This window comes from Proteiniborus sp. MB09-C3, from assembly GCF_030263895.1.
In the GTDB taxonomy this organism is placed as follows: domain Bacteria; phylum Bacillota; class Clostridia; order Tissierellales; family Proteiniboraceae; genus Proteiniborus.
Window position 1 is genome coordinate 1432155 of the sequence record NZ_CP127161.1, and the last position, 12730, is coordinate 1444884.

The 12730-nt window shown below is 34.9% G+C and carries 12 protein-coding genes; all 12 read left to right on the forward strand.

Going from position 1 to position 12730, the window contains the following annotated elements:
- Positions 1–93 precede the first annotated feature (93 nt).
- The 12 genes from QO263_RS06900 to QO263_RS06955 all read left to right on the forward strand — a co-directional run bounded on the left by QO263_RS06900 (position 94) and on the right by QO263_RS06955 (position 12676).
- Entirely contained in the window at positions 94–1377 is a 1284-nt protein-coding gene (locus tag QO263_RS06900) for an amidohydrolase (protein ID WP_285628017.1), read from the forward strand.
- Positions 1378–1424: 47 nt separating this feature from the next.
- Positions 1425–2192: an S-methyl-5'-thioinosine phosphorylase gene (locus QO263_RS06905; protein ID WP_285628019.1), complete on the forward strand. Its 768-nt coding sequence runs from the start codon at positions 1425–1427 to the stop codon at positions 2190–2192.
- 53 nt (positions 2193–2245) lie between these two features.
- Positions 2246–3436 carry a trans-sulfuration enzyme family protein gene (locus tag QO263_RS06910; RefSeq protein ID WP_285628022.1) on the forward strand — a complete coding sequence of 397 codons (1191 nt, stop codon included), beginning with the start codon at positions 2246–2248 and terminating at the stop codon, positions 3434–3436.
- A 643-nt stretch (positions 3437–4079) separates the two neighbouring features.
- On the forward strand, positions 4080–5168 hold the full coding sequence (locus QO263_RS06915) for a BMP family lipoprotein (protein ID WP_285628024.1): 1089 nt from the start codon (positions 4080–4082) through the stop codon (positions 5166–5168).
- 42 nt (positions 5169–5210) lie between these two features.
- A complete protein-coding gene (locus tag QO263_RS06920; protein ID WP_285628026.1) occupies positions 5211–6746 on the forward strand; it encodes an ABC transporter ATP-binding protein in 1536 nt (511 codons plus the stop codon).
- Positions 6730–7800, forward strand: a complete 1071-nt coding sequence (locus QO263_RS06925; RefSeq protein ID WP_285628029.1) for an ABC transporter permease — start codon at positions 6730–6732, stop codon at positions 7798–7800. Before QO263_RS06920 ends, QO263_RS06925 begins: the two co-directional genes overlap by 17 nt.
- The gene (locus QO263_RS06930; protein WP_285628032.1) at positions 7785–8675 is read left to right on the forward strand and encodes an ABC transporter permease; all 891 of its coding nucleotides are present in this window, start codon (positions 7785–7787) and stop codon (positions 8673–8675) included. The genes QO263_RS06925 and QO263_RS06930 overlap by 16 nt, the downstream gene beginning before the upstream one ends.
- A 19-nt stretch (positions 8676–8694) precedes the next feature.
- Entirely contained in the window at positions 8695–9510 is an 816-nt protein-coding gene (locus QO263_RS06935) for a purine-nucleoside phosphorylase (RefSeq protein ID WP_285628035.1), read from the forward strand.
- 55 nt (positions 9511–9565) lie between these two features.
- Positions 9566–10351: a DeoR/GlpR family DNA-binding transcription regulator gene (locus tag QO263_RS06940; protein ID WP_285628037.1), complete on the forward strand. Its 786-nt coding sequence runs from the start codon at positions 9566–9568 to the stop codon at positions 10349–10351.
- Between the two features lie 18 nt (positions 10352–10369).
- Positions 10370–11407, forward strand: coding sequence for an S-methyl-5-thioribose-1-phosphate isomerase (mtnA, locus tag QO263_RS06945; protein ID WP_285628039.1), 1038 nt, complete (start codon positions 10370–10372; stop codon positions 11405–11407).
- A gap of 11 nt (positions 11408–11418) precedes the next feature.
- On the forward strand, positions 11419–11877 hold the full coding sequence (locus QO263_RS06950; RefSeq protein WP_285628042.1) for a cupin domain-containing protein: 459 nt from the start codon (positions 11419–11421) through the stop codon (positions 11875–11877).
- Positions 11878–11923: 46 nt separating this feature from the next.
- The gene (locus QO263_RS06955; protein ID WP_285628044.1) at positions 11924–12676 is read left to right on the forward strand and encodes an SDR family oxidoreductase; all 753 of its coding nucleotides are present in this window, start codon (positions 11924–11926) and stop codon (positions 12674–12676) included.
- Positions 12677–12730: the final 54 nt, after the last annotated feature.

Consider the following 12730-nt stretch of genomic DNA (forward strand, 5'->3'; position numbering starts at 1 on the left):
TTGTTTTTAGATATAATCATTATAGAACATATTAGAATTTCAAATTAAGATAATGATAACAAAATATTTTGTAAGAAAAAAGGAGGATATTTTATGAACATTTTAATTAAGAATGCTTCGGTTCTAACCATGAGCAGTGAAGCTGAACTTATGGATAATACTAATATTGCCATAGAAAACGGAAGAATCAAAAGCATAGGGCAAGTCCCTGAGGAATTTAAAGCAGACAAGATTATTGATGGAACAAATAAATTAGCAATGCCCGGATTAGTAAATTCACATACTCATATAGCAATGTCACTTTTTAGAAACTATGCTGATGACTTGCCATTCTGGCCTTGGCTAACTGAAAGAATAATGCCTCTAGAAGAAAAATTAATACCTGAGCATGTTTACTGGGGCTCTATGCTGAGCATAGTGGAGATGATTAAATCAGGTGTGACATCCTTTGCAGACATGTACTTTTTTATGGATGATGTAGCTAAGGCAGTAGAAGAGGCTGGCATAAGGGCAAGCTTGTCAATAGGTATGTCTGAAAGTGGAGATCAGGAGGCCAAGATAAGAAATGCTAAGGAATACTTTGATAACTGGCATGGTAAAGCTGATGGAAGAATAACAGTAATGGCAGGACCTCATGCGCCTTATTCCTGTGGACCTTCATTTTTAAGCAAAGTAATAGATATGGCAACAGAAAAAGGTATGGGAATACATATCCATCTATCAGAAAGTAAAAGAGAAATCGAAGATAGCTATAATCTACGTGGAAAGTCTCCAATAAAGCATGTAAAGGATTTGGGCCTTTTTGAATTACATACATTAGCTGCCCATTGTGTACATTTGTCAGATGAGGATATAGATATATTAGCAGAAAAGAAAGTAAACGTAGCAAATAATCCAGGCAGCAATCTTAAACTAGGAAATGGATTTGCAAGGGTAGAAGATATGCTTAAAAAAGGAGTAAATGTAGCACTTGGAACGGATGGTTCTGCAAGCAATAATAACTTAAATATGTTTGAAGAAATTAATCTAGCTGCTCTTGTTAATAAGGCATTAAAAGGAGATACTACTTCAATCCCTGCTGCTACTGCTGTAAGGATGGCTACATTAAATGGTGCAAAGGCATTAGGCATAGATAAAGAGGTAGGTACATTAGAGGCTGGAAAGAAAGCAGATATTATAATGATAGATTTAAACAAGCCACATTTTTATCCAAGATATAATTTAGTCGCATCATTGGCTTACTCTGCTCAGGCTTCAGATGTGGAAACAGTATTAGTTGATGGCAAAGTGCTAATGGAAAATTACGAGCTTAAGACGATAGATATAGAAAAGGTCATGTTTAATGTGGAAAGATGTGCAAAGAGCCTAATTAAATAATTTATTTAGCAGTAAAAAGACAATAAAATTCGAGAAGGAGCGGTACTGTGAAGAAAGCTATTATTGGCGGTACAGGTGTATATGATATTGGAGAGGGAAGCTATTCCAAGGTTGTTGAAACTAAGTACGGAAAAGTAGAAGTCGATATAGTCAATATTAAGGGTGAAAAAATAGTTTTTTTAGCAAGACATGGAAAAGGACATTCAACACCACCTCATTTAATAAACTATAGGGCAAATATAAAAGCCTTAGAGCAGTTAGGAGTTAAATATATTTTTTCAACTGCTGCTGTTGGTTCGTGCAATGAGAACTATACTCCTGGTGATGTTGTAGTAATAAACAATTTTATTGATTTTACTAAGCAAAGACCTGTTACTTTCTTTGAAGGTGGAGATGAGCCTGTTAAACATACGGACATGGGAGATCCCTATTGTAAAAATCTAAGGACTAAATTTTATGAATCAGCAAAGCTTGAAGCAATTGATATAAAAGGGGATGCGGTATATGTATGTACAGAGGGCCCCAGATTTGAAACTGCATATGAGATAAAAATGTATAAAAGCCTAGGCGGAGATGTGGTAGGTATGACCAATGTCCCAGAGGTAGTACTGGCAAAGGAATTAGGCATGTGCTATGCAACTGTCGGAATAATTACTAACTGGTGTACAGGTGTAAAGGGAGAGATTACTTTACATGACATTCAAGGTACATTGTCTGTGAACAAAGAGAAGATCAGCAGGACATTTTTAAGAGTGTTTAATGGAAAGCTTAATCAGGAACATTGTAATTGTAAGAATGCTATTATCACACTTTAATGGATAGAAATATAGATTTTTATCCAACAAACTTATAGAAAAGAGGAAGCCCTATGAATAAGAATAAAAAATACAGCTTTGAAACAATGTCAATACATTCTGGCAGTGAAGGGAAAAATGCAAATAACGCATTGAATCCTCCTATTTATCAAACATCTACCTTTGTATTTGATAATATTGATCATGTTGAAAAGGTTATGTCCTTTGAAAGCGATGACTATGTATACACTAGGGGAAATAACCCTACACTAAGACTTTTTGAAAATAGGATGGCTGCTTTAGAAGAAGGAAGTGGTGCAGTTGCCTTTGCTTCTGGTATGGCCGCCATAAGCTCAGTTCTATTTTCATTCCTTAAGCCAGGTGACAATATAATAGTAAATAAAACCTTATACGGTTCTAGCTACAATGTAGTTACTCATGTCCTTCCCCAATATAATGTTAACTATAGAATAATTGATTTAAGCGATATAGATGAACTGTCAGAGTTAATTGATGAGAACACTAAGGTTATTTACTTTGAAACACCTTCAAATCCAAATTTAACCATAATAGATATCAAGAAGGTTTCTAACATAGCGAAAAAGAAAAATATAAAGGTAATAGTAGATAATACTTTTGCCACACCATACTTCCAAAGGCCATTAACCTTAGGAGCAGATGTAGTAGTGCATAGTGCTACTAAATATATCTGCGGACATGGAGATGTTGTAGGAGGTGTCGCAGTAGCTAAGGATAAGGATTATATACAGTATTTAAAATTTGACTATATGTGCGAATTTGGTGGAGTAATGAGTCCATTTAATGCTTGGCTTTTGCTTAGAGGTCTTAAAACTCTTAGTGTAAGAATGAGGGAGCATGAGAAAAATGCATTAGAGGTAGCAAGGTTTCTGAAAAACCACCCAAAAGTGAAAGAAGTCATGTACCCTGGACTTGAAGACTTCAAGGGCTACGAAATAGCCAAGGAACAGATGAGTGGTTTTGGGGCTATGATAAGCTTTGAAATAGATGGTGATTTAGAAGATGCTAAGAAGGTTGTAAACTCAGTAAAACTAGCACAGCTTGCTGTAAGCCTTGGAGATTGTGAAACCCTAATAGAGCTTCCGGCAGCAATGACACATAGAGGATACCCAAAAGAGGAATTAGCTAAATTTGAATTAACAGAAAGTATGATAAGAATATCAGTAGGACTAGAAAATGTTAAAGATATAATAGAAGATCTGAACGATGCACTATCTGTAATCTAGATAAAATAAATTAATCTGTTACTCTAATAATAGCAATTACTATGCTACGATGCTTAGAGCCTGTGAGCCTGCTTTAGGTGCTTTTCTAATAAACTCTTTAAGCCTCGACCAAATGCAATTCTATATCATCTAGCATATCGAATTAAATTGTAAGGATGTTAATCTTAACATATACTTAATTGACAATAGGTATAGTTTCGTTTTTGTGATAATCATTTTATGTAATTAAAGATTATCCTTAAAGCGAAACTATGCCTTGTTTTTTTGCCGATATTAAAAAAATAAGCTTTAATAATCAATAAGCCAAACAAAGCAAGCAAAAAGTAAATAAAACCAATTTTTAATTATTGATTTTATTTTTGTAAGTGCTATAATCAATATAATGTGTATATGAGAATACATATATAATTAGCTAATTATCAACATCTTAGTAGCCTAAACAAATTATATTGTTTTGTTTACTTAATTTTGCTTTTATTTTGTTTTTCTTTGGTTTTTTATTTTAAGAAAACGCTTTTTGTTTTCTTAAAGTTATTTAATAAAATGCAAGTCATATAGGGGGCTGATACTTGGACTAAAAACTAAGCTATCAAACTAATAAACTATTCTAAAAACGTGAAACTGAAAATAGGAGGAATTTTAAATGTCTAAAAAAGTAATTTCGCTTGTATTAATAGGGCTGTTAATGCTCTCTTTGCTTGTAGGATGTAATACAAAGCCTGTTGAGTTTGAAGAAAATAATGAATCAAATAATGTAGCTGGAGAAAATGATAAAAAGGTTAAAATAGGTCTTGTTGTTGGGACAGGTGGATTAGGAGATCAAAACTTTAATGATATTGCATATTCTGGACTTAAGAAAGCAGAAGCAGAGTTTGGAATAACACTTGATTATGTTGAACCACAATCAATCTCAGATTTTGAAACATTAATTACTCAATTTGCTGAAGATGGAAGCTATGACTTAATAACTATAGTAACTAATCAAGCAAGTACTGCTTTAGAAAAGGTTGCTGTACAATTCCCAGAACAAAAGTTTTCAATAGTAGATGCTCAAGTAGATGCACCTAACGTAAAATCAATATTAAAAGACTTTACACAAATGACATTTTTAAATGGTGTTCTTGCTGGACTGATGACAACTGATACAAGTATAGAGAAAATAAATGAAGAGAAGGTTGTAGGAATTATAACAGGAACAGATATTCCAAATATGCGTGCTGCTATAACTGGATTTACTGCTGGTGCTAAATATGCTAATCCAGAAGTAGAAGTTTTAACTGGAACAGTAGGCTCTTTTGGAGATCCTGCAAGAGGTAAAGAATTGGCAAAATCCATGTATGGCAGAAAAGCAGATATGATACTTCAATTTGCAGGTGGTTCTGGACTAGGAGTAATAAATGAAGCAGAAGAAGTAGATTTATATGCCTTTGGAGGAGCTTCAAATCAAAATGCTATAGCTCCTAAAAATGTGCCTGCTTCTTCTACAGAAAATCTTGCAAACCGTATGTATACTGAAGTTAAGCTAATCGTAGAAAATAATTGGAATCCAGGCCCAGAAGTTGGTGGCTTAAAAGAAGGTGCAGTAGATCTAGAGTATGAGGGAAGTGAAGTGGAGGTACCTCAAAGCATTAAGGATGAAGTAGAAAAAATTCGTCAACTAGTTATAGATGGAGAGCTAGAGCTTCCAAAGTCAGTTGAAGAAATAGATAATTGGTTAAAAGAAGTAAAATAATCACTTTCATAGTTATTAATTCATTTAGTGAGGAGTGGCTACATGAAGGTTGTAGAGATGAGTAATATAACAAAAGAGTATCCACTAGTAAAAGCTTTAGATAAAGCAGATTTAATTATTGAGAATGGAGAGATACATGCTTTATTAGGAGAAAATGGAGCAGGTAAATCTACCCTAATGAAGGTTCTTTACGGAATGGTAAAGCCTAATGAAGGCACCATAACCATTAAAGGTGAAAAAGTGGACATTCCTAGCCCTTTAAAGGCTATTGAGCTTGGCATAGGAATGGTTCATCAGCATTTTATGCTTGCACCTGTTTTAACAGTACTTGAAAATATCATAGCTGGAGCAGAGCCTAAAAAAGGCTCATTAATAGATTATGTTAAGGCTAAAAAAGACATAGAGGAAATGGCACAAAAATTTGGCTTTAATGTTGATGTAAATAAACGTGTTGAAGAATTATCTGTTGGTGAAAAGCAAAGGGTAGAAATTTTAAAAGTACTGTATAGAGGGGCAGAAATTCTCATATTAGATGAACCAACTGCTGTTTTGACTCCAATTGAAGTAAATGAATTGTTTGTTGTGTTGAGAAACCTTAAAGCACAAGGAAAAAGCATTATAATAATTACTCATAAGCTTCATGAGGTTTTAGAAATTTCTGACAAGATAACTGTAATGAGAGATGGAAAAGTAGTTGGCCATACTTCTCCGAAAGAGGTAGACTCTTTTCAACTAGCTAATATGATGGTGGGAAGAGATGTTCAGATTGGCAAGAGAAGACCAGCTAAGAATATTGGTGATGTGCTATTTGAAGTATCTGACTTAACTATTAAGGATAAGGACAGTACCATATTAGATAACATCTGCTTTAAAATACACAGAGGAGAAATATTAGGAGTTGCTGGCGTTGAAGGAAATGGTCAAACAGAGCTTATTGAGGCAATAACTGGAATAAGAAATCCTAATTCTATGAATTTGAAAGTGGATAATAAAAAGGTTGAAGGAAGTGTTTCTGATTTTATCGCCAGTGGAATTGGTCATATTCCCGAAGACCGTTTGGAAAGTGCTGTTATCATGGATATGACAATAGCAGAAAATTGTATATTAGGTTATCATCGACAACTACCCTTTAGCAAAAAAGGAATACTAAACCGTAGCCAGATTAAAAAATATGGAAATGATGCCATTAGGAGCTTTAATATTAAAGCTCCTAATGAAGAAACCTATATAAAAGCACTTTCAGGTGGAAACCAGCAAAAAGTAGTTGTGTCTAGGGTATTCAAGCAAGAGCCAAAGGTAGTTATTTCTGCTCAGCCTACTAGAGGGGTTGACGTAGGAGCCATGGAATATATACATGAGAAAATGATAGAGTTTCGCGATGAAGGCAACGCGGTACTATTAATATCTGCAGATTTGCAAGAAGTTAAGACCTTAAGTGATAGGATTATAATAATGTACAAGGGAAAAGTTGTAGCAGAAGGAAAAACAGAAGCATTTTCTGATACAGACCTTGGTATTTTAATGACTGGTGGAGAATTAAATAAAAAGGCAGGTGAAAATTTTGAATACAGCAAGTGAAAGATTTAATGCGGCTTTTCGGCTTGTATTTTCACTTTTTTTAGCTTTAGTAATAGGAGGATTATTATTTCTAATAGCTGGATATTCTCCATTAAGTGCATATGCAGCTATATTTAAAGGTGCCATTGGAAGCCCTGGAGCTGTAATGACTGCATTAAGTCAGGCAACTCCCATAATATTTACTGGACTTGCTTTCATGGTGGCACATAAATCTGGAGTTCTAAACATAGGAGCTGAAGGACAGCTTTATGCAGGTGCTATGGCGGCGGCAATAGCTGGAGCTTATATTAAGGGATTACCCCTGTGGATTCACCTTGTTATTTCACTTTTGGCTGCCATAATAGCAGGGGGAGTATGGGGAGCAATAATAGGAATATTAAAGGTTCGCTTTGGTTCTCAAGAAGTTATTACGTCTATAATGATGAATTCCATAATGATTAATTTCACTAGCTATTTAGCCAACTTTCCCCTTAAAGATGAGGGTTCCATAGGACAGACTATTCGAATTCAACAGACTTCCATCCTTCCCGTTTTGAGCTCTAAGCATCAATTAACAATAGCAATATTTCTTGCTGTAATAGCAACTGTCATTATGCACTATGTATTCAAACAAACTGTCCTTGGATATGAGATGGAGGCAGTGGGGAAAAAATCTAGAAGTGCTAAAACAGCTGGTATAAATACAGGAAAAATAAGCATTATATCAATGTTTTTAAGTGGAGCAATAGCAGGTTTGGCTGGTGCAAGTGTTGTTTTAGGAGTTAGCCATAGATTTATAGATGGATTTTCATCAGGGTATGGGTTTGACGGTATTGCAGTAGCTGCATTAGCAGGAGGAAATATTTTAAGCTTATTGATATCTGGTTTCTTTTTTGGTGCATTGAAGGCTGGTGCTATGACTGTCAACAGAGTTGCAAAAATACCTTTTGATTTTGTTATTGTGATACAAGCATTAGTTATTATATTTATTGCAGCACCTAAGATTACAGAAAATGTAATGTCTAGATTTAGAAAAAATAGTACCAGGAGGAAAAAGACATGGGAAGCTTCATAAGTGTATTAGAAATGCTGCTGCTAGCTACCTTTAGAATGAGTATTCCATTAACTTTAGTGGCACTGGGAGGTATTTTTTCTGCTAGAGCTGGAATTGTAGCGTTAGGATTAGAAGGAATAATGTTAGGAGGAGCCTTTGGTGCAGCATATGGAACTTATTTGACGAGTAATCCATATTTAGGGCTTTTATCAGGTATATTAGTAGGTATATTTTTCGCTATGATACATGGAGTGTTGTGTATTAAATACAAGATAGATCAGGTAATAAGCAGTATAGGGCTTAATCTTTTATCACAAGGGCTTACTACACTTTTACTGCAAATCATTTGGGGCAATAGGGGTAAATCTGTTATGTTACCTAGAATAAAATCTATAGCGTTACCTATTTTTGGCGACATTTCTCCACTATTTATAATTACAATAGTCTTTGTTATTTTAAGCTGGGTTGTAATATACAACACTAAATATGGCCTCCATCTAAGAATGGTAGGTGAACATCCAGAAGCAGCATTGTCAGTTGGTATAAAGGTAGGAAGGGTGAAATATATTGCTATGCTTGTAACTGGATTTCTTGGAGGATTAGGAGGAGCCTATTTATCTATAGACCATCTTAACATGTTTGTTAGGAATATGACTGCTGGTAGAGGATTTATAGCATTAGCCATTGATATATTAGGTAGATACAATCCCATAGGAGTATTTTTTGGAAGCATACTATTTGGATTTACTGATGCATTACAGATGATACTTCAAAATGACAAAATACCAGGGCAAATAGTGCAGACTATTCCATATATAGTAACTTTATTTGTAATAGTGTTTGCTGTTAAATATGTAAAGGCACCTGCAGCTATGGGAAAAAATATTGAAGAATAATTATTGAGGAGGGTCATACATGTTGTTAGAAAAGGTAATAGAATCTGTAGAGTATATTGAGAGTAAGACTAATTTAGAGCCTAAGATAGGTATTATATTGGGTACAGGATTAGGAGAGTTTGTAGACAAGATTGAAAATCAAATTATTATACCATATGAGGATATACCTAATTTTCCGGTATCTACAGCTCCAGGTCATAAAGGCAGATTAGTTATAGGTGAATGTAAAGGAAAAGCAGTTTTCTGTATGCAAGGCAGATTTCACTATTATGAGGGATATTCTATGCAGGATGTAACTTATCCTATTCGTGTCATGCAAAAATTGGGGATTGAAAAAATCATAATTACAAATGCCTGTGGAGGCCTTGACCCTAACTTGACTCCCGGGGATTTATTGGTTATTGACAATCATATAAATTTCATGGGTGATAATCCTCTAATAGGGCCAAATCTAGAGGAGTTTGGGCCTAGATTTGTAGATATGAGTAAGCCATATGCTCCAGAACTGATTCGGCTTGCTCATGAGGCCGCTAAGAAAACTGATATCTCACTTAAGCAAGGAGTATATGTGAGCTATTCTGGACCAAGCTTTGAAACTGCTGCTGAAATTAAGTTGTTTCACTCTTTTGGAGGAAGTGTAGTTGGTATGTCTACAGTTCCAGAAGTAATAGTAGCTAATCACGGTGGCATGAAGGTATTAGCTATTTCTTGCATAACAAATTTAGGTACTGGTATATTAGAGCAACCCTTAAGTGCTGAAGAGGTTTTTGAAACAGCAAACAAAGTTGGAGCCAAATTTAGGAGATTAATTGAGAATATAGTGGATATTATATAAGAAAAAGGATTATTAGCTAGTTAAGTAGAATTTAATATTTTATATGAAACTATGAGTGCCAGGGGGTGAGCTTATTTTAGCACATGATAGAAGAGAAGCTATTTTAAAACAGCTGGCTGAAGACAAAAGCGTTTTAGTGAGAGAACTAAGCCAAAAACTTAATGTTACACCGGAAACTATAAGGAAGGACCTTACAATTTTAGAGGGTGAAGGTAAGCTAATAAAAACCCATGGAGGGGCCTTTACTAGAGAAGGAGTAAAAAACGATTTAGACATAAGAATAAGAGAAACTATATATCTAGAAGCTAAAGAAAAAATCGGCAAAAAATGTAGCGATTTAATTAATGATGGAGATACAGTAATACTAGATGCCAGTACTACATCACTACAAATTGCAAAGAATATTATCAATAAAAGTAAAGTTACTGTTCTAACTAATTCTCTTAAAGTAGCAGATGAATTGTCTAATTATTCTAATATTAAGCTGGTCTTACTAGGAGGATTACTAGATCATAGCTCTTTGTCTTTTGTTGGGAATGATGCAGAGAAAATGCTGGAAAAATACTTTGTAGACAAGGCTTTCGTATCGTGTAGAGGTATCTCTATGGAAAATGGGATAACTGATTCAAATGAGTTTCAAGCAATAATTAGAAGGCTTATGTTTAAGAAAGGACAAAAGACATATCTCATTATTGACAAGACTAAATTTGATGTAATTGCTTTTTCTTTAATTGGAGATTTTAGTATAACAGATGCAGTTGTAGCTGAAGAGTTTTTAAATGAACAATGGGTGGATTTTTTTAAAGCTAACAATATTGAGATGATAAAAGCTGATGACTAAATTCTAAGGAGGCGCAAAATGATAGATACGATAAAATTTGAAAACGGAAAGATACACATTATAGATCAAACTAAATTACCTTCAATTCTTGAGGTTCTGGAAATAGACGATGTCAAAGATTGCTGGGATGCTATTAAACAACTAAAGGTTAGAGGAGCACCAGCTATAGGAATTGCAGCTGCATATGGTGTTGTCTTAGGAATTAGAGATGTAGATGAAACAAGCTTTGATAGCTTTTATGCAGAGTTCAAAAAGACTTCAGACTATCTAGCAAGCTCCAGACCTACTGCTGTTAATCTTTTTTGGGCATTAGAAAGAATGGATAGAGTAGCATTAGAGAACAAGCATCTGCCTGTAAAGAAAATAAAAGAAATATTAGAAAAAGAAGCTTTATTGATTCAAAAAGAAGATGAAGAAACCTGCAGGAAGATTGGGGAAAACGGACTAGAGGTTTTAAAGGATGGCATGACAGTACTTACACACTGTAATGCAGGAAGATTAGCAACGGCTAAATACGGTACAGCCTTAGCACCAATATATGTTGCTCAAGAAAAAGGTATTAATATAAAGGTATTTGCTGATGAGACAAGACCCTTATTACAAGGTGCTAGATTGACAGCCTTTGAGCTGCAAGAGGCTGGAGCTGATGTTACACTTATTACAGACAATATGGCAGCTATGGTGATGAGCAAGGGTTGGATAGATGCTGTTATTGTAGGCTGTGATAGAGTAGCCGCTAATGGAGATACTGCTAACAAAATAGGAACTTATGGAGTAGCATTATTAGCTAAAGCGCACAACATACCATTTTATATTGCTGGTCCACTATCTACTATTGATATGAATACTCCTACTGGTAAAGAAATACCTATAGAAGAAAGAGATGCTAGTGAAATAATTAATGGCTTTGGCAAACAAACAGGCCCAACAGGAGTTAAAGTTTTCAACCCTGCATTTGACGTTACTCCAAATGAATTGATTACAGGAATTATCACTGAAAAAGGCATTGCTAGACCACCTTATGATGTTAGCTTAAAAGAATTATTTGATAAATAGGAAGAATTTAAATGACTAATTATAATGCAGATTATTATATTGAAAAGCTAGGATTACAGCCTCATTATGAAGGCGGATGGTATAAATTCATTTGGAAAACTGATAAAGAGATACCTAAATCAATTTTAGGAAATGCCTATTCTGGAGATAGGCCCAGTGCTACTGTTATTTTCTATTTATTAAAAGCAGGAGAGACTTCTGCTTGGCATAAGCTTCGATCTGCTGAAATCTGGTTTTGGCATGCAGGAGGATCTCTCAAGATGATTTTAGGAGGCAGTGGCAAATTACCAAATAAAGAAAAAGAAATAATTTTAGGGAACAAAATAGATAAGGGCCAGCAGTTCCAGGCAATAGTGCCTGCTGATGTCTGGCAAACATCGACTCCTTGCGTTGGAGAAGATTTTGTTTTAGTGTCATGTGTAGTAAGTCCAGGATTTCATGTTGATGAATTTTTGTTTCCCGAGAAATAAAGTATTATGAATAAATCGTATATCAGTAAAAAAGTGAGGCTATTGTATGGAACTATTTAGATTAGATGGAAAAGTGGCTTTAGTTACTGGAGCTACAAAAGGGCTAGGAGCAGGTATGGCTGTAGCGCTGGCAGAGGCAGGAGCAAAGATTATTGGAGTGGGGACATCTTCTACAGAGAATACCAAGAAAAGGGTAGAGGCTGTAGATTCAGAATTTTATGGAATCCAAGCTGATTTATCAAAGCCAGAATCTATATCTCATATCATCAAAGAAGCTTATAGTGCTTATGGCAGGATTGATATATTAGTTAACAATGCTGGTGTGCTACACCTTTCTGACACTGAAAGCCATTCTGATGAGGCTTGGGATTTTATTATTCAAGTAAATTCCAAGGCAGTTTTTCAGCTATGCAGAGAGGTTGGTGCTCATATGTTAGAGCAGGACTATGGAAAGATAATTAACATTTCTTCCATCCATGGATTAGGAGGTGGCTATAAAGTTGCAAGCTATACTGCTAGCAAGCATGCAGTTATTGGAATCACTAAAGCCTTGGCTAATGAATGGGCTGATAGGGGAATCAATGTGAATGCTATTGCTCCTGGATACATGGTAACTGATAACACCTTTAACCTAAGACAAAACAGAGAAAAAACTGATGAAATAACAGCTAGAATTCCCAAGAAAAGATGGGGAACACCAGATGACCTTAAGGGTCCTGTAGTATTTTTAGCTTCAGAAGCTTCTGATTATGTTAATGGTCATGTTCTTGTGGTAGATGGTGGCTTAACTAATGCTTAGTGTAAAAATATAAAGACTGTTCATAGAATTATGATGTATTTACAGTACTTATAA

What these genes read in the sequence shown, in the direction of transcription:
- QO263_RS06900 (WP_285628017.1), top strand. Translation starts at nt 94, where the DNA reads ATGAACATTTTAATTAAGAATGCTTCGGTTCTAACCATGAGCAGTGAA.
- QO263_RS06910 (WP_285628022.1), top strand. Translation starts at nt 2,246, where the DNA reads ATGAATAAGAATAAAAAATACAGCTTTGAAACAATGTCAATACATTCT.
- QO263_RS06915 (WP_285628024.1), top strand. Translation starts at nt 4,080, where the DNA reads ATGTCTAAAAAAGTAATTTCGCTTGTATTAATAGGGCTGTTAATGCTC.
- QO263_RS06920 (WP_285628026.1), top strand. Translation starts at nt 5,211, where the DNA reads ATGAAGGTTGTAGAGATGAGTAATATAACAAAAGAGTATCCACTAGTA.
- QO263_RS06930 (WP_285628032.1), top strand. Translation starts at nt 7,785, where the DNA reads ATGGGAAGCTTCATAAGTGTATTAGAAATGCTGCTGCTAGCTACCTTT.
- QO263_RS06935 (WP_285628035.1), top strand. Translation starts at nt 8,695, where the DNA reads ATGTTGTTAGAAAAGGTAATAGAATCTGTAGAGTATATTGAGAGTAAG.
- mtnA (WP_285628039.1), top strand. Translation starts at nt 10,370, where the DNA reads ATGATAGATACGATAAAATTTGAAAACGGAAAGATACACATTATAGAT.
- QO263_RS06950 (WP_285628042.1), top strand. Translation starts at nt 11,419, where the DNA reads ATGACTAATTATAATGCAGATTATTATATTGAAAAGCTAGGATTACAG.
- QO263_RS06955 (WP_285628044.1), top strand. Translation starts at nt 11,924, where the DNA reads ATGGAACTATTTAGATTAGATGGAAAAGTGGCTTTAGTTACTGGAGCT.